The sequence below is a fragment of the Collimonas fungivorans genome, from assembly GCF_001584145.1.
Classification (GTDB): domain Bacteria; phylum Pseudomonadota; class Gammaproteobacteria; order Burkholderiales; family Burkholderiaceae_D; genus Collimonas; species Collimonas fungivorans.
Window position 1 is genome coordinate 279,898 of sequence record NZ_CP013232.1, and the last position, 17,374, is coordinate 297,271.

16 protein-coding genes and 1 pseudogene are annotated in these 17,374 nt (G+C 60.8%); 10 read left to right on the top strand and 7 right to left on the bottom strand.

The features are described 5' to 3' along the window. Window positions 1-3: 3 nt before the first annotated feature. From CFter6_RS01220 to CFter6_RS01240, 5 genes are all read right to left on the bottom strand, one after another. Complete coding sequence (locus tag CFter6_RS01220) at window positions 4-921, bottom strand: nucleoside hydrolase (RefSeq protein ID WP_335340295.1); 918 nt, start codon at window positions 919-921, stop codon at window positions 4-6. Between the two features lie 83 nt (window positions 922-1,004). Next, entirely contained in the window at window positions 1,005-2,156 is a 1,152-nt protein-coding gene (locus CFter6_RS01225) for a nucleoside hydrolase (protein WP_205631425.1), read from the bottom strand. 53 nt (window positions 2,157-2,209) lie between these two features. After that, on the bottom strand, window positions 2,210-3,160 hold the full coding sequence (locus CFter6_RS01230) for an alpha/beta fold hydrolase (RefSeq protein ID WP_061538404.1): 951 nt from the start codon (window positions 3,158-3,160) through the stop codon (window positions 2,210-2,212). Between the two features lie 91 nt (window positions 3,161-3,251). Further along, window positions 3,252-5,504, bottom strand: coding sequence for a TonB-dependent receptor (locus CFter6_RS01235; RefSeq protein WP_236904485.1), 2,253 nt, complete (start codon window positions 5,502-5,504; stop codon window positions 3,252-3,254). A gap of 487 nt (window positions 5,505-5,991) precedes the next feature. Beyond that, on the bottom strand, window positions 5,992-6,720 hold the full coding sequence (locus CFter6_RS01240) for a GntR family transcriptional regulator (RefSeq protein WP_150118574.1): 729 nt from the start codon (window positions 6,718-6,720) through the stop codon (window positions 5,992-5,994). A gap of 317 nt (window positions 6,721-7,037) precedes the next feature. On the opposite strand from CFter6_RS01240, the gene CFter6_RS01245 reads away from it, so the two are divergent. Genes CFter6_RS01245 through CFter6_RS01260 form a run of 4 tightly spaced genes read left to right on the top strand, consistent with a single transcriptional unit; the run spans window position 7,038 to window position 11,760 of the window. Then, on the top strand, window positions 7,038-8,585 hold the full coding sequence (locus CFter6_RS01245) for an ABC transporter ATP-binding protein (RefSeq protein WP_061542150.1): 1,548 nt from the start codon (window positions 7,038-7,040) through the stop codon (window positions 8,583-8,585). Continuing rightward, window positions 8,578-9,666, top strand: a complete 1,089-nt coding sequence (locus CFter6_RS01250; protein ID WP_061538405.1) for an ABC transporter permease — start codon at window positions 8,578-8,580, stop codon at window positions 9,664-9,666. Before CFter6_RS01245 ends, CFter6_RS01250 begins: the two co-directional genes overlap by 8 nt. Window positions 9,667-9,671: 5 nt before the next feature. Then, window positions 9,672-10,592, top strand: coding sequence for an ABC transporter permease (locus CFter6_RS01255; RefSeq protein ID WP_061538406.1), 921 nt, complete (start codon window positions 9,672-9,674; stop codon window positions 10,590-10,592). A gap of 22 nt (window positions 10,593-10,614) precedes the next feature. Further along, a complete protein-coding gene (locus tag CFter6_RS01260) occupies window positions 10,615-11,760 on the top strand; it encodes a BMP family ABC transporter substrate-binding protein (RefSeq protein ID WP_061538407.1) in 1,146 nt (381 codons plus the stop codon). 66 nt (window positions 11,761-11,826) lie between these two features. Here the strand turns inward: CFter6_RS01260 and CFter6_RS01265 are convergent, their stop codons facing one another. After that, a complete protein-coding gene (locus CFter6_RS01265; protein ID WP_061538408.1) occupies window positions 11,827-12,306 on the bottom strand; it encodes a VOC family protein in 480 nt (159 codons plus the stop codon). Window positions 12,307-12,685: 379 nt separating this feature from the next. Here CFter6_RS01265 and CFter6_RS01270 point away from each other — a divergent pair, with 379 nt between their 5' ends. The 5 genes and pseudogenes from CFter6_RS01270 (at window position 12,686) to CFter6_RS01285 (ending at window position 15,756) form a co-directional block, all read left to right on the top strand. After that, entirely contained in the window at window positions 12,686-13,627 is a 942-nt protein-coding gene (locus CFter6_RS01270) for a cupin-like domain-containing protein (RefSeq protein WP_061538409.1), read from the top strand. Window positions 13,628-13,813: 186 nt separating this feature from the next. After that, window positions 13,814-14,370 (top strand): annotated as a pseudogene (locus tag CFter6_RS01275) (carboxymuconolactone decarboxylase family protein). Window positions 14,371-14,397: 27 nt separating this feature from the next. Further along, window positions 14,398-15,237: a helix-turn-helix domain-containing protein gene (locus tag CFter6_RS01280; RefSeq protein WP_061538410.1), complete on the top strand. Its 840-nt coding sequence runs from the start codon at window positions 14,398-14,400 to the stop codon at window positions 15,235-15,237. Next, the gene (locus tag CFter6_RS25370) at window positions 15,209-15,400 is read left to right on the top strand and encodes a hypothetical protein (protein WP_150118575.1); all 192 of its coding nucleotides are present in this window, start codon (window positions 15,209-15,211) and stop codon (window positions 15,398-15,400) included. The genes CFter6_RS01280 and CFter6_RS25370 overlap by 29 nt, the downstream gene beginning before the upstream one ends. Before the next feature lie 77 nt (window positions 15,401-15,477). After that, window positions 15,478-15,756, top strand: coding sequence for a DUF3566 domain-containing protein (locus CFter6_RS01285; protein ID WP_061538411.1), 279 nt, complete (start codon window positions 15,478-15,480; stop codon window positions 15,754-15,756). Window positions 15,757-15,824: 68 nt separating this feature from the next. Here CFter6_RS01285 and CFter6_RS01290 read toward each other — a convergent pair whose 3' ends face one another. Beyond that, complete coding sequence (locus CFter6_RS01290; RefSeq protein WP_061538412.1) at window positions 15,825-16,271, bottom strand: nuclear transport factor 2 family protein; 447 nt, start codon at window positions 16,269-16,271, stop codon at window positions 15,825-15,827. 256 nt (window positions 16,272-16,527) lie between these two features. Here CFter6_RS01290 and CFter6_RS01295 point away from each other — a divergent pair, with 256 nt between their 5' ends. Next, window positions 16,528-17,373 carry an NAD-dependent epimerase/dehydratase family protein gene (locus CFter6_RS01295; RefSeq protein WP_061538413.1) on the top strand — a complete coding sequence of 282 codons (846 nt, stop codon included), beginning with the start codon at window positions 16,528-16,530 and terminating at the stop codon, window positions 17,371-17,373. Window position 17,374: the final 1 nt, after the last annotated feature.

Here is a 17,374-nt window from a genome sequence, read left to right on the forward strand (position 1 = left end):
CGGCTATTGCAGCAAACCTCGCATGAACAGTTCCATGAACAATCGCTTGTCAAGCGCCAGGCAGACTTCGGCGTTTGGCGCGCCGGACTGCTCCCTGGTGTAGCCGTCCTGGTCCACCACGATGTGCAGCGGCGTGGTCGGGCATATGCTGCGGTCAGCCAGGTAGGCCACCGGCACCACATCGAACAGCGTCGGCGTCGTGCTGGACCAAGGCTGGTAGCTGTCGGTCCACTGGTGGTACAGCAGAGTCAACGCATCGGTCAGCGGCGAACCGTGGCCAAACAGAGCGCCGCGTTCCATTTCATCCAGCCTGACCTGGGTCGAGTCGAGCGGCATCATCACGATAGGCACGCCTGAAGTAAACAGTTTTTGCGCAGCCGGGATATCGGCCGCAATGTTGTATTCCTTGTCCGCCGGACGCGGCGCCGCATAATCCGATTTCCTGTAGCCGGCCCGCACCGATCCGCCCATCAACACCACCCGCTTGAGCTTGCCGAAAGTGGCGGGGTCGCGCGTTATCGCTGCGCCGATGTTGGTCAGGGGGCCGAGGGCGATCAAGGTGATCTGGCCGGGATGCTGGCGGATCTGCTGCAGCAGGAAATCGACAGCAGGCGGCGCCGATTCCGGCAGGCTGCCGCGCCGGGCCCAGCGCGCCTGGGTGAAAGGCGTCATGCTGGTGGTGGCGATACCGCGCGCAATCGGGATGCCGCCGTGACCGGTTTCGTGCAGCAGGCGTTGCAGCAGCTGCATGCGCAATCCGGTGTCGCCCCAGGCCGAGGTAAAACCCAGGATCTCGAAGCCGGGCTGTTCAACAGCAGCCCTAATGCAAATGCGTCGTCGATATCGTCGCCGATGTCGGTGTCGACGATCACCTGTTCGGTTTGCACTGCATGCACGGGCTGCGGCGCAGACAACGCGCATAACAAGGGCGCCAGTAATAAAGCCGGCAGCATGCTTTCCAGTTTTTTCCGGGCCCAGGCAAACATGGTCACGCTCCCGTTCTGCTACTTGGCCGCCGGCGGCGTCGGCAGGTTCATCAGCCTGATCATCAATTTTTCGAAAGCCGGCACGTTGACTTCGCGCACCACCGTGGTCGGGCTGGCGATCAGGCCCTGTGGCGCGTAAGCGGCAGGCCAGGACAGCGTGTTGCCATACCCGGCGCCGAAGTCGGTGTCGATGCTGACGAACAGCTGGTCGGACTTGCTGATCAGCGTCGGATCGAGCCAGACCGCCGTGGCCAGTTCATCCCACAGGGGAAAGCCGGTTTCGGTGACTTTCTTCACCATCTGCGCCAGCGGCGTGTTGGATTTGGTCATGTCGCTCAGCAGGCGGGCGCTGAGCTCGGTCGCGGTCGACGGATCGGCCGGCACCATGACGATCCGTTTCCACGGTGCGCGCAGGGCAATTTTCGCCGCTTCCGGGTCCCAGCGGAAATTGAATTCCAGGCGCGGCGTATTGATGTATTCGCGCGCAAACTGTTCCGCCGACTTGGACGGCAGCACCTGGTGCGGATTCAGGCTGCCGCCCATGTAGACGATTTCCTTGGCGGTCTCGGCAAAACTCGGATCGAGGCTGATCGCCAGCGCCACGTTGGTCATCGGGCCGGTGGCCAGGATGGTGACCTGGCCCGGGAACTCGTGCACTTTGCGGATCATGAAGTTGGCGGCGATTTCATTCGAGGCCTTGGTATGCGGCATGCCTTCCGCCAGCTGCGGCACTACGTCGTGGGTGTGGTAGTTGGGCTGGCTCTGGATGGTGCCGTCCGGCCATTTCTCATCCATCCAGGCGCCTTTGTAGACCAGCTTGCCGTACAGCGCTTCCCAGCGCCGCGTTGCTTCCTGCGTATTCAGCAAGGGAAAGGCCGAGCCAGGCACCACCGGAATGTCGCTGCGCCCTATCACTTCCAGCGTGCGCAGGGCATGCGCGACATTCTCGTCGCGCCAGGTCGAGCCGCTGACAATCGTGATGCCCAGCACTTCGACGTCGGGCGACTGGATCGCCATCAGCTGCGCCGCACGCGGGCCGCCGACATCGTCGTCGATGATGACCTTGCGCTTACCGGCTGCCTGCGCCTGCGCAGGCAGGTTGGCGGCGACCGCCAGTCCCAGCATGAATACCGTCGATAACAGCCGGCGACGCATTGAATTCGATTTCATCGATTAGCTACTTTCAAATGGAAAATATAAAACATGTCCGGCGCTGCCGCAGGTTATCGTAAAAAGGGCTGCAGCGCTGACAGGAAGGCATCCGGCGTTTCAATCATCGGCGCATGGCCGCTGCCGGGGATGATCTTCAGTTCGGCGCCGCCGATTTTCGAGGCGAAGTAGCGGCCGTCTTTCAACGGCAGCAAATTGTCGTGTTCGCCCCAGATCACCAGGGTCGGGATCTTGATCGCGCCTAGCTTGTTGTCCACGGTTTCGTCCAGCAGGGCCGGATTGCGCACCGCGCGGATGGCCCAGGTGTCGCCTTTTGCCAGGCTCCAGGCCAGGCCGTCGCGCAGTGCCTGGTCGGTCTGGTAGGAGGGTGAATGAAACACGCTGGCCAGCAGTTGTTTTTCGCCGGCCAGCGAGGCGCCGACGATGGCCGGTTTGCCGGGCGGGGGCGATGCAGACAAACGTTTCATCGTAGTGTGCAGGCCGGCAGAATCGGACAGCACCAGCCGTGCCGGTTTGGGCAAGCCCAGGCTGGGGCCGGCGGCGATGCCGCGCAGCGCTTGTATCGTATATTGGGCCGAGATCCATCCGCCCAGCGATTCGCCTATCAGCGTGAAATCGGATACCTGGCTCTGGCGCAGGAATTCGCCAAGGAAATCGACCCAGGTCTGGATGCCGTAATCGATCTGCGGCTTATCGGAATTGCCGAAACCCAGCTGGTCCAGCGCCAGCACCCTGTGGTTTTGCGCCAGCGCCAGCATGACCTGGCCCCAGTCGCCCTTGGCGCTGCTGCCCAGGCCGTGCACCAGCACTAGCACCGGGCCGCTGCCGATATCGTAATAGCGGATGTTGGCGCCGAACAGGACTGCGGTTTTCTGTTCCGGTAAATCGGCTTGTGGTGCGGCGCCGGCCGTGACCGGGGCCAGCAAGGCGATGCCGATTGCCAGCATCGAACATGCGGCCGCTAGCCGCCGCCAGGGTTTGCCAGAACCGTTCGCCTTGTGCATGTATCTCTCCCGATGGAATCTTCAGAATGCTTCCAGGGGCGGCAGCTGCGCTGCCCCTGGAATATCCGGTCCGGTTGAACTGCCCGGCGGCTTAGAAATTCGACCGGAACTGCACGCCGAACATGCGCGGATCGTTGATGAACGCGGTCCGGTTGTCGAAGTCGATGCCGCCTACCGCCACGATCTTGTTGGTGATGTTGCGGGCGAATGCAGCGACTTCATACTTGTCGCCGTCCCACTTGTAGCCTATGCGCAAGCCGCCTTCGAGCAGCGGTTTTCCTGTGAACTCGGTCGAGTTGTACAGGAAGAAGTTGATCTTGCTGCGGTAGGCCCAGTCGGTATAGAAGAACAGCTCGTCGTTGTTGCCCATCGGGATGCCGTAGCGCGCCGTGACGTTGGCGATCCACTTCGGCGCTTGCGGCAAAGGATTGCCGTCGATCGAGAACAGGCCCGGCCGCACCTGGGTATTGAGCATGGTGCAGGAAGCGCAGCCGGCCACCAGCAGGTTCGGATCGCGAATCTGCGTGTAGTTGTAGCTGCCGCCCAAGGTAACGCGCAGGCGTTCGCTCAGGTTCGCTTCCAGGTCCAGCTCGGCGCCGCGGCCCACGGTCTTGGCTGCATTGACCAGCATGATCGAGTTGGAGTTGCCGCCGACCGCGGTCAGCTGCTGGTTCTTGACGTCGAAACTGTAGACGCTGAAGTTGGCGCGGGCGCGGCGGTTGAACAGGTCGGCCTTGATCCCCGCTTCATAGGAAGTGATGGTCTCGGCGTTCGCTACCGTGATCGGCACTGAAGACGACGGCGCCGCGATACTCGGCGCGCGGAAGCCGGTGGCTACCCGCGCGTAAGTGCTGATGTCCTTGGTCAGCGCATAGTTGGCGCTGAGGTCCCAGCTCACGTTCGATTTGTTTTCGCTGATCGCGCCCGGGCCGGTAAAGGTCACGTTATTGGCGACCTCGTTGGAGAAATCCTTCTTGTCCTCGGTGTAGCGCAAGCCGCCGCGCAGCTTCAGCCTGTCGTTGACGTCATAGGTGAGCGAGCCGAACACCGCGTATGCCGTGTTTTTCTGGCGATTCTGCAGGTAGCTGGTTTGCAGCTGGGTGGTGCTGTCGAAGTTGGAGCTGTTGCCTGCTACGTCTTCATAGAAGTAGTACAAGCCGGTCTGCCAGTTGAGCGGCCCTTCGTTTTTCGACTCGACCCGGAACTCCTGTGAAAACTGCTTGTGGTCGGCGACGCCGCCGCCGGTCTGTACCTGGAACGGAATGAAGCCGGGGCCGGTCGGCGTGCCGCCGTCGATGTCGCCGCGGCTGAAGTAGCTGGAGATGGTTTCATAACCGGTGATCGAATACAGCTTGACCTGGTCCAGGTTCCACGACAGGCGGGCGCTGCCGCCCGCGGTGTGCAGCGCTTGCGTATTGATCGCGTTGGTGGTGATCTGGGACGGATCGAAGCCGGCGATAAAACCGTCGCTGCCTTTCTCCAGGATATTGGCACGGAACAGGCGGGCGCTGCCGGTCGTGGCGCGCGCGTGGATGTTGAACAGTGCGTTGAAAGTGCCGTCAGGTTTGTACAGGAACTGCAGGCGGCCGGCCTGTTCGTCGTAGCCTTCCAGGAAAGGCGTGCCGCCGCCGTTGTTGGTGACCCAGTTGTCGCGGTGCTGCACCAGGGTCGAGAAACGCATCGCCCACTGGTCGCTCAAGGGCACGTTGACCGCGGCTTCGACATTGGCGGTATTGTGGGTGCCATCGGATACGCTGTAGTAGCCGGAGACCTTGTCCAGGCTCGGTTTGGCCGAATCGAACTTGACCACGCCGGCCGGCGTATTGCGGCCGAACAGCGTACCTTGCGGACCGCGCAGCACTTCGACGCCGGCCAGGTCGAACATCGGGAAGCCTTTGAGGGCGGCGTTTTCCTGCACCACGTCGTCGAATATCAGGGATACCGGCTGCGAGGCGAAGGTGGAAAAGTCGGTATTGCCATAGCCGCGGATGTAGAAGCGCGGGAAGGTGCGGCCGTTCGACGATTCGATGTTCAGGCTCGGCACCTTGCCTGCCAGCACGCGGATATCCTGGCCGCCGGAGTTGAGGACATCCAGGGTTTCGCCCTTGAGCAAGGTCACCGAAATCGGCACGTCCTTGATCTTTTCCACGCGCCGCTGGGCGGTCACCGTCATGGTTTCCAGCTGCAGCGAAGAGCCGCTCCGCGGCGCTTCCGTCGTCGCCGCCGGCGCCGTGCTGCCTGCCGTCTGCGCCAGCGCGGCGCCGAACGGCAAGGCGACTCCCAATGTCAGCACCATCTTCTGCGCGCAGTACATGCGGGCGCGTGCCCTCGCTCTTTTTCCCATTTTTCCCATCCCTCTGTTATCGATATTGATAAATCGAACTTGCTTGCGGACTTGCATGAATTCTTGTTTTGCCTGCATCGCGCAAGGATCGGATCAGTGCCAGGTTCCCGCAGCGGCTGACCAGAACGGATTCATGTAACGCAAAGACCGTGCCAGAATTTTTCCGGGCAGGAAGAAATGAAAAAAACGGTATTACGATTTGTATCGGAAATATATTGTATACATATGGAAAGCAGCTTTTGACGGCAAGCCATGCTGTCCGGACTGCAAATCGGGATGCTGCCGGCGAGCTGGATTTTGGTGAGGAATCACGCTATTTATTGGTGAGGGCCGCGCCAAATTAGGGATGGCTGCTTTTGGCAAGAGCCGGATTAGTGCGTGGCCCTGTCTCGAAATAACGACATTTTTTTAATAATTTGTATACACTTTAAACGGGCCGAGGCAATGTCCGCCAAACGAAGGAGCGGCCGCAGGCGCGCCGCTTCTGTTATGCGATATCCAGGATTTGCGCCAGGTCGACTTCGTGCTGGTCGTCGCTCAGGCGCAAGGCGCGTTCGATGTCGAGCAGGTGCTGGTCCATCATCCTGACCGCTTGCGCGGCGTCGCCGGCGGCGATGGCGTCGATCAGATGTTCGTGTTCGTCGTTCGGGCAGGCGGTCTTGCCGGGCGCCTGGTAGAGCGCGATGATCAATGAGCAGCGCGACACCAGTTCGCGCAGGAAGCGGGTCAGCACCGGGTTGCCGGCGCTGTCGGACAGCAGGATATGGAATTCGCCGCCCAGGCGTATCCATGTGGCGTGGTCGCCGGAGTGGAAGGACGCATGTTCTTCCCTGACGATCTGGCGCAGGCGGGTGATCTGGGAGCGGGTAGCGTTGGCTGCCGCCAACGGCACGATCGCTGCTTCGATGGCGCGCCGGGCGGCGAAGATCTCGCGGGTTTCCTGCGGCGTCGGCTGGGCGATGATGGCGCCGCGGTTGGGGCGCAGTTCGAGGATGTGGTCATGCGCAAGGCGCTGGATCGCCTTGCGCACGATGGTGCGGCTTACAGCGAACAGTTCGCACAGGCTGGCTTCGGTCAGCTTGGTGCCCGGCGGCAGGCGCTGGCTCATCACTGCCTTCAGCACGGAGTCGTAGATCTTTTGGTCGACAATGCCGCTGCCCCGCTTGGCGGCGGGCTTGGCCGGCGCAGACACCGTGTCACCAGACTTTTTTTTCATGAGTCCCATTTCTGTTTCGGATAACAAGCCTGTAATCATGCTACCGCAAATCCTGCTGCCGATCTTGGGAACAAGCCCTACGCAAGCCAGTAGCACAAACCACGCCAGATGCGCCGGGCGCCATGTATCCGTGTCTGGCATGCAGTTTGCTTTTGTAAGGACTTTATGCCGACAATACATTGTGGTTCAAGTCGGCGATTAACACAGGAATTGATGTAGCATGTTGCTTGTTTTGGCGTGCGCTGAATGGCGCGGCAAGGCAGGCGGCAGCGCTGGAATCATTTTGCAACAGTCTCTTATCGGCACAGGCAAAAGAAGTGACTTCAACCATACCGCGTCTGGAAATCGCCCATATCCGCAAAGCCTATCCGGGCGTGCTGGCCAATGACGATATCAACCTGCGCGTGGCTCCCGGCGAAATCCACGCAGTGCTCGGCGAGAACGGCGCCGGCAAGTCGACCCTGATGAAAATCATCTTCGGCACCGTGAAACCGGATGCCGGCGAGATTTTCTGGAACGGCGAGCAGGTCCACATCGCCAACCCGCATATTGCGCGCAAGCTCGGCATCGCCATGGTGTTCCAGCATTTCTCCCTGTTCGATACCCTGACCGTGGCGGAAAACATCGCCCTCGGCCTGGCTTCCGACGTCAGCATGCCAGAACTGGTGACGCAGATCCGCCAGACCGGAGAAAAGTACGGGCTGGAGCTGGAGCCGCATCGCCACGTGCATACGCTGTCGGTCGGCGAGCGCCAGCGCGTCGAGATCGTACGGGCCTTGCTGACCAGTCCGCAGCTGCTGATCCTGGACGAACCGACCTCGGTGCTGACGCCGCAGGCGGTGGACAAGCTGTTCGTCACCCTGCGCAAGCTGGCTGCCGAAGGCTGCAGCATCCTGTATATCAGCCACAAGCTCGATGAAATCCGCGCCCTGTGCCACAGCGCGACAGTCATGCGCAACGGCCGGGTCACCGGCAATTGCGATCCGCGCAACGAAACCAGCGCCGGCCTGTCGCGTTTGATGATCGGCGACGAGCTGGTGCGGCTGCAGCGCGAACGCAATCCGGATTCCCAGCGCAGCGAACGCAAGCTGCACCTCAACCGGCTGAGCTTGCCGAAAGCGCACCTGTTCGCTACCGAATTGCACGATATCGAATGCGAAGTGCGGGCCGGCGAGATTGTCGGCATCGCCGGCGTTTCCGGCAACGGCCAGCAAGAACTGCTGGCGGCGCTGTCGGGCGAGGACCAGCGCGCCGCGCCCAACATGGTGATGCTGGCCGGACGGCAAGCCGGACAACTGGCGCCCAACCCGCGCCGCGCGCTCGGCCTGGGGCTGGTGCCGGAGGAAAGGCTGGGACGCGGCGCGGTGCCGGGCATGACGCTGGCCGCCAACATGCTGCTGTCGCACCAGAAATCGCCCTACGTCAAACGCGGCATGATCGATTTCGACTACACGCGCAAGATCGCCGCCCACATCATCGACCGCTTCAAGGTCAAGGCCAGCGGCCCCGATGCGCTGGCGAAGAGCCTGTCCGGCGGCAACCTGCAGAAATTCATCGTCGGCCGCGAACTGGAACGCAAGCCCGCCGTGTTCATCGTAGCGCAACCGACCTGGGGCGTCGATGTCGGCGCCGCCGCACAGATCCACGCCGAAATCCTGGCATTGAAAAAAGAAGGCTGTGCAGTGCTGATCATTTCCGAAGAACTAGATGAACTGTTTGCCTTGTGCGATCGTTTGCATGTGATAGCCAAAGGCAGGCTGTCGCCTTCGATTCCTATCGAACAGGCTACGCGCGAGCAGGTCGGCTTGTGGATGAGCGGCCTATGGCAAGATGCGCAGGGAATGTCGGAGGCTGCGCATGCGTAATTTGTGGCCATGGAAACTGGAACTGCGCGGCACGCCGTCGCGCGCCATGACCTACTTGTCGCCGGTGCTAGCGGTGGTGCTGACGATGCTGCTGGGCGCCTTGCTGTTCATCGCGCTGGGCAAGGACCCGCTGGCCGGCCTCAAGGTATTCCTGATCGATCCGTTCAACGGCAAGCGCGCCATCAGCGAACTGCTGCTGAAATCCATCCCGCTGATACTTTGTGGCTTGGGGCTGGCGGTGTGCTTTCGCGCCAATGTCTGGAATATCGGCGCCGAAGGCCAGTTCACGGTCGGCGCCATGTGTGCCGGCGCCGCGCTGGTGCTGATCGATGTACCGGGACATGCCATTCCCGGCGGCCTCGGCCTGTTCCTGATGATTATCGCCGGCATCCTTGGCGGCGCCGTCTGGGCCAGCATCACGGCGTTGCTGCGCGACCGTTTCAACGCCAACGAAATCCTGGTGTCGCTGATGCTGACCTATGTCGCGCAGCTGTTGCTGATGTATGCGGTGAACGGGCCATTGAAGGATCCGAACGGCATGAACTTCCCGCAATCGAAGGTATTCTCCAGCGAGTTCATGCTGCCGGCGCTGCTCGGCGGTACACGCTTGCATGTCGGCTTTGCCGTGACGCTGGTGCTGGCGGCCGTGATGACGGTATTCGTGACACGCAGCTTGCGTGGCTTTTCCCTGTTCGTCGGCGGCAGCGCGCCGCATGCCGCGCGTTATGCCGGTTTCTCCAGCCGCAGCGCCTTGTGGACTTCGCTGCTGGTTTCCGGCGGCTTCGCCGGCCTGGCGGGAGCGTTTGAAATCGCCGGCCCGATCGGCCAGCTGCTGCCGTCGGTGTCGCCCGGCTACGGGTTTGCTGCGATCATCGTTGCTTTCATCGGCCGCCTGCATCCGGTCGGCGCGGTGCTGGGCGGGCTGGTGATGTCGCTGCTGTACCTGGGCGGCGAACTGGCGCAATCGCGGCTTGGACTGCCGTCGGCGATTACCGGCGTGTTCCAGGGCATGCTGCTGTTTTTACTGCTGGCCAGCGATACCTTGATCGATTATCGCCTGCGCCGCAAAGCCAGGGTCTGACGCATATGGAACAATTCGCTTCTCTCATCGCCGCTTCGATCAACGCCGGGACGCCCTTGCTGCTGGCGGCGCTCGGTTTGCTGATCAACGAGCGCGCCGGCGTGCTCAACCTTGGCGCGGAAGGCATGATGCTGGTCGCCGCCATCGCTGGTTTTGCGGTCGGCTACACCACCCATAGCCCGCTGCTCGGCTTCTTGGCGGGCGCGCTCAGCGGCGTGCTGATGGCGGCGCTGTTTTCCTGGCTGGCGCTGGTGCTGGCGACCAACCAGGTCGCTACCGGGCTGGCGCTGTCGATTTTCGGCGCCGGGCTGTCGGCTTTCATCGGCCAGCGGTTTGTCGGCCTCGCCTTGCCTTCGCAAACGCTGGCCATTCCGCTGCTCAAGGATATTCCCTTCATCGGCCAGGCGTTGTTCCAGCAGCATTGGATGAGTTACCTGGCGTTGCTGTTGTGCGCTGCCATCGGCTGGTTCATCTACCGCACGCGCGCCGGCCTGGTGCTGCGCGCCGTCGGCGAGTCGCCGGAATCGGCTCATGCGCTCGGTTATCCGGTGCGCTGGATACGCTTCGCCGCGCTGCTGTTCGGCGGCGCCTGCTGCGGCCTGGCCGGGGCTTACCTGTCGCTGGTGTATACGCCGATGTGGGTGGAAGGGCTGGTCTCGGGGCGCGGCTGGATCGCGCTGGCGCTGACCGCGTTCGCCACCTGGCGGCCGGCGCGCGTGCTGCTCGGCGCCTTGCTGTTCGGCGGCGTCACCATCCTACAGTTTTACCTGCAAGGCATGGGCGTCACGGTGCCTTCGCAAATCCTGTCGATGTTGCCGTATGTCGCCACCATCGTGGTGCTGGCGCTGATTTCGCGCAATCCGGACTGGATCCGGCTGAACATGCCAGCGTCGCTGGGCAAACCTTTTAAACCTGATGCAAGCTGACCAACCACCAAGGGAGATACACATGAAGATTTCACGCAGGGCATCACTCGCAATGCTCACGGCACTGGCTGCGGCCACGCTGATCGGCTGCGGCAAGAAGGATGAAACGCCGGCTCCGGCTGCCAGCGCTGCTGCAGCGCCAGCAGCTGCACCGGCCAAGGCTGAACCGCTGAAAGTGGCATTCGTCTATATCGGACCGGTGGGCGATGCCGGCTGGACCTTCGCCCACGACAAGGGCCGCAAGGCAGTCGAAGAAAAATACGGCGACAAGGTGAAAACCACTTTCGTCGAGAACGTGCCTGAATCCGCCGCTGACGCCGAGCGCGTGATCCGCCAGCTGGCGGTCGACGGCAACAAGCTGATCTTCGGCACGACCTTCGGCTACATGGAAGCGATGCTGAAGGTGGCCAAGGAATTCCCGGACGTCAAATTCGAACACGCGACCGGCTTCAAGACCGCCGACAACCTGGCCCAATACGATGTCCGCACTTATGAAGGCGCTTACCTGGCCGGCGTGGTGGCAGGCAAGATGAGCAAGTCGGGCAAGCTCGGCGTGGTGGCATCGGTGCCGATCCCCGAAGTGATCCGCAACATCGATTCCTTCACCCTCGGCGCGCGCTCGGTCAATCCGAAAGCCACCACCCGCGTGGTATGGGTCAACAAATGGTTCGATCCGGGCAAGGAGCGCGAAGCGGCTACTACGCTGATCGGCCAGGGCGTCGACGTGCTGATGCAAAACACCGACTCCGCCGCCGTGGTGCAGACCGCGCAGGAAAAGGGCGTGTACGCCTTCGGCTGGGATAGCGACATGACCAGCTTCGGCCCGAAAGCCCACCAGGCGGCGTCGATGATCAACTGGAGCGTGTACTACAACAAGCGCGTCGGCGAAGTGCTGGACGGCACCTGGAAAACCGGCAGCAGCTGGCTCGGCCTGAAAGAAGACGGCATCGACCTCGGCGCCTTCAACCCGGACCTGCCGGCTGACGTCAAGGCTCTGGTCGCCGAACGCAAGAAAGCCATCATCGACGGCAGCGCGCCGATCTGGAAAGGCCCTGTGGTCGACAATACCGGCAAGGAAGTAGTCGCCAAGGATGCAGTGGCGGATGACGCTTTCCTGCACGGCATCAAGTTCTACGTGCAAGGCGTGGAAGGCAAAGTGCCGGGCTGATTGCGCAGGTTCCGGAGCAGCCTGGTCGCCAGGCCGCTCCGGATGCATGATCCGGCAGCGGGAGCCTCAGCCGCGCCGAGCCGCTTCAATCGCAGCGACGTCGATCTTTTTCATCGTCATCATGGCATTGAACGCACGCTTGGCGGCAGCACGGTCAGGATCGGCGATCGCAGCCATCAGGACGCGTGGCGTGATCTGCCACGACAGTCCCCATTTGTCCTTGCACCAGCCGCACGCGCTTTCTTCGCCGCCGTTTCCGACAATCGCGTTCCACAAGCGATCCGTTTCGGCCTGGTCGTCGGTCGCGACCTGGAACGAGAAAGCCTCGCTGTGCTTGATCGACGGCCCGCCGTTCATGCCGATACAAGGAATACCCATCACTGTGAACTCGACCATCAGGATATCGCCCTCCTTACCGGCAGGATAGTCGCCAGGCGTGCGATAGGCTGTTCCCACCGTGCTGTCCGGGAACGTCTCGGAGTAGAACTTCGCGGCGTCCAGCGCGGCGCCGTCGAACCAGAGAAAAATCGTGTTTTTGCTGAGCATGTTGTTTCTCCTGAATTGGGACAGATGAAAGGGGCGCTACTCGCCCATCAAGATTTGGGCCGAATTACCCAATAATGCACTTCTTCGATTTAAGTTCCTGAAAATAGTGCCGGAAAAATTCCAGGCCCTCTGATATTCCTCAGGTGGCCGTCGCCGGTGCAATAAATGCAATATATTATTTGATTATTGAACAACGATAATAGAGCTTGTTATATTGGGCGACAGCACTGATGGCGGCTTGCTATTATTCCATGTCCATAACCGGCCGGAAGAAAGCATTGTAGCGGCCAATAACGTTCCGAGGGTGTTCCAGCACCTGTGCGCGCCGGCGTTAAGCGCCGTCAAGAGATAATTCGCACAGCGATATAAAAAATGAAATATGAAAAAACCAGTAGCCGGTAATCAGGAACGGCGGGAGACACGCCGGTCGTCGCGATTGCTGCCGCCCAGGCCGTCATCGACGGCCATGTCGCCCGCAGACGCGCTTGTCAAAAAACAGGCGCGGGAGCGGAAGGACGCGCTGGTTCGCGGCGTCGCTTCAATCCAGGAAATGCGTGAGGCGATCAAGCGTGCGAGTCGCGACCTGCCTGTCATTTCCGCAGTATCGCGCATGGGCATGCTCGACGCTGTCGCATTCCGCATGCATGCAGCAAAAGGCCTGCCGTTCGTCATCACCGGACTGATCGGCAAGTGGCCATTGTCGGCTCTTACGCCGCAAACGCTGCGCGACCGCTTTGGCGAGCTGCACGTGCGCGCGAGGGTTGGCGACTATATCAATACCGCTTTCGCACCTGACAGGGCGATGCAGGATATGTCTCTGCTGGCGTACCTTGAGCTTGTCGCAAATAATACGCAGGACCTGCCGCCGTATCTGGGCAATCTCGAATTACGTGAATTGAATGCCTTGTGCCACTGGCCCGCCTATTTTAATAAAATGGGGCCACCGCGTTTTTGGCTTGGCCCATCAGGAACGGTGACGCCGCTGCATTGCGACTATGACGATAATATTTTTGCGCAGATATGGGGCAGCAAGCGCATTTTCCTGGCGCCGCCTCACCACGATGAATTCCTTTACCCGCGCGAAGCGAACGCCATCCTGTTCGGCTCGCCGTTTAACCCCGAGGCGCCGGATTTCGAGAAATTTCCGCTTGCCCGCCAGGTGGCACTGGTCGAATGCATCATGCAGCCCGGTGAGCTTCTCTACGTGCCGGCCGGCTGGTACCACCAGGTTCGCGCGCTGACTTTTTCGCTATCGGCCAATCGCTGGGCCAGGGCGTTGCCATTGGCGTTGAACGGGGATGCCGCGCTGAAGACCGGCTAAGCTGATCGAATCTACAGGCAAAAGAAAGCGGGATGATAAAAGTAATACAGAAAGACCCATACCGAGGGTCCAGGCGCTGAGCCGCACGGCGATTACATCCGATGTAATTGCCGTGCCCCGCGGCGGCCTCTACTCTTTGCCTGTCGCGCCACCAATCCGGTGACGCTCACTGTCAAGGAGACCACCATGTCCAATTATCCTCTTTACACGATCGAGTCGGCCCCGCGCAATCGAAGCCCGTGCTCCAGCAACTGCAACAGGCGTTCGGCCTGATCCCGAACATCGCCGCCACGATGGCCGCTTCGCCTGTGCTGATCAACGGCTTCATCGGCCTGTTCGAGCGTGTGCATGCGAGCAGTCTGACGGAGCCGCAGATCCAGACGCTGCTGCTGACCAACGCGGTCACCAACGCTAGCGAGTGGCCGGTGGCGTTTCATACTGCGCTCGCGTTGAAGCAGGGTGTCCGTCCTGCGGATGTCGACGCGATCCGGCGTGGCGGCTTGCCTGGCGACGTCAGACTGGCCGCGCTGTCAACGCTGGCGCGTACGCTGATCGAAAAGCGCGGCCGGCTTGCCGAGTCGGACCAGGGGCGTTTCCTCGAAGCAGGGTTCAGCTCCGAGCAGATACTCGAGGTCATTGCGGTGGTTGCCGCATCTGCCATCACCAACTACACTGGCAGCGTTACCCGGCCCGCGCTCGAAACACCCTTCAAGGAATTCGCCTGGCATGCGCCCGCATCCTGAATCCGTTACGTCCGATTAGGAAACCCGATGAACGTCACCAGTCCCGATCCGAACCTGCCGACCAGCGGATTTGGCGATTTGTTGCGCTATTGGCGCGACATCCGTGGCGTGAGTCAGCTCGATCTGTCGCTCGAGGCTGGTGTCTCGCAACGCCAGATCAGCTTTATTGAAAGCGGGCGCAGCGTGCCGGGCCGGCACACCATCCTGGCCCTGGCGCAAACGCTCGAAGTGCCGCTGCGCGAACGCAATGCGCTGCTGCTTGCCGCCGGCTACGCACCGGTGTATTCGGAGGCGCCATGGAACGCACAGGAGATGCGCAGCGTCGTCCACGCGCTTGAGCGGCTCATGCGTCAGCATGAGCCGTTTCCCGCGATCGTGATGGACCGTCATTGGAATGTGCTGATGACCAACGATGCGGCGCCGCGCTTTTTCAATCATTTCATCGACATGGCTGCGCGCGAAGGACCGCGCAACGTGCTGCATCTGATCTTCGATCCGCAGGGCATGCGTCCGTTTGTGGACGATTGGGACAACGTCGCGCGCAGTCTGCTGCAGCGGGTGCATCGCGAATCGGTCGGGCACGTGGTCGACGGCGGTACCAGAGCCCTGCTCGATGAACTGCTTGCGTATCCCGAGGTGCCACGCGACTGGAAGACCTATCATGCGCCGTCCGCGATGCCGGTCATCCCGCTTGGTTTCATCAGCGAGGGCGTGGTTCTACGCTATTTTTCTATGGTGACGAGCGTTGGAGCGCCGCAAAATGTCGCCGCGCAGGAGCTGCGACTGGAATGCATGTTCCCCGCCGACGAGGCAACCGAAGCCCGCCATCAGCAACTGTTTGCAGCGCAATCGACAGGTCCGGGATAGAGCGGCTGAAACGGGCCGCGAGCAGCCGTTTTATTTAGCGTTGATTACCTGCCTTATTCATGGCAGCATAGGCAAAATCTTTGCGTACGGCAATCTGGCAGGCCGTTTGATGCTGTTCCTGGTGCTGCGCGCGCTGGCCGGAAAGGCTGCTTCCTTGGGTTGATGATGCATGCCGCTGGCGGATGGCAGTGTGATGGATCCTATTAATAATTTAATCATTCACAACAGGGAAAACAAATCATGAAAAAACAGATATTGAGCATTTCGCCGGTCCAGACAGCCAAGGTAGTAGCCCTTCTTTACTTCGCTATTTCCTTCCCGATCTTTGTCCTGATGAGCCTGTTTTTCCTGATTATTCCAGGGAATAAAACGCCGGCGATAGGCGCGATGATTGCGCTGCCCTTTATTTATCTGGTCGTCGGTTTTGTTTTCACGGTGATTGGCGCATGGATTTACAACCTCATTGCAAAATGGGTCGGCGGCGTGGAATTTACTACATCCGATATTGAAAATTCCTGACACGATGTTCAGGCGGGACTGCACGGATGAAATTCCGCACAGTCCCGCAAGCATCAAATCAGCATACCTTATGCGCTGAAACGCACCGCCTGCCGCGCCAGCAGGCGCCAGTGTCCGTCGTGTTTCTTCCACACCATCAGGATTTTCAGGGACACATTGCCCGGCTTGCCTGAGTCATTGGTGACCGCCACCAGAGTGTGACGCACCACCGCGGTATCGCCCGAGATCTTGACGCTCTGATCCGACAGGGCGATGCTGATGAAATCCGATTCGCCGCTGACCAGCGCGCCTATGAATTCCGCCTTGTCTTGCACTTTGCCGTTCGAGTGGCCGTAGCTCAGTTCGTCCAGCACCAGCCGGTCAAGTGCTGTGGGGTCGCCGGGATGGAGCATTGCTGCCCGCAGTTTCTCGACTTGCTCCGCTACCGTTTCTTCATCGGGGGCGGCGGCCGCTCCCTGGGCAATGATCATGGAGCAGGCCATCGCAGTGCACAAATACATCCATTTCTTAAACATCGGGGTCTCCTTGGTGGTGTTGTGCTTTCTTATCAGTCATCATACAACATAAAATATTGCCCGCAATACCGGATTTGCGTCAATAGCTCCAAGTCATAGGGTGATTTGACAAGGAGGGCGCGAACAAGACATAATCAATTAAGTTGTATGACAACGTATAACAATAAGTGAGAGCTCGTAGTCAAGGGCACGACGGTCGCAGATACGCGACAATGTCTGCGATCTCTCTCAAATCGACATCGGTACGGGACATGGCATGAGCGACAAGACAAGTAATGCAGAGGGCGGCGCGCGGTACCAGCGCCTGTTGTTGACCGGCGCCGGCGGCGGCCTGGGCAAGGTATTGCGGCCAAGGCTGGCGGCGTTCGCCGCCACCGTCAGGGTTTCCGACCTGGCTGCGGCTTTGGCAGGGGCAGAGAATACTGCGCCGCATGAAGAAGTACAGCCTTGCGACCTGGCCGACCGCGCCGCGGTCGACGCGCTGGTGGCCGGCTGTGACGCCATCGTGCATCTGGGCGGGGTATCGGTGGAGCGGCCGTTCGAAGAAATCCTGGAAGCCAACATCAAGGGCGTGTTCCACATCTACGAAGCGGCGCGGCGCCATGGCGTCAAGCGTGTCATCTTCGCCAGTTCCAACCATGTCACCGGCTTTTACCGGCAAGACCAGGTGATCGACAGCCACGACCTGCGCCGTCCTGACGGTTATTACGGTTTGTCCAAATCCTACGGCGAAGACATGGCGCAGCTGTATTTCGACCGCTACGGCATCCAGACAGTCAGCATCCGCATCGGCAATTCCTTCCCGACGGCGAAGGACCGGCGCGCGCTGGCCTGCTGGCTGAGTTATGACGACCTGACGGAGCTGCTGCGCTGCAGCCTGTTTACGCCGCAGGTGGGACATACGGTGGTGTACGGCATGTCGGACAATAATGGCGTCTGGTGGAACAACCGCCATGCCGCGCATCTCGGTTTTGTGGCGCGCGACAGCTCGGAGCCATTCCGCGCCGCGGTAGAGGCGCAGCCGTTGCCGGCCGCGGACGACCCGGTGCGTTTGTACCAGGGCGGCATGTTTACTGTGACAGGGCCGTTCGAGCCGCAATAAG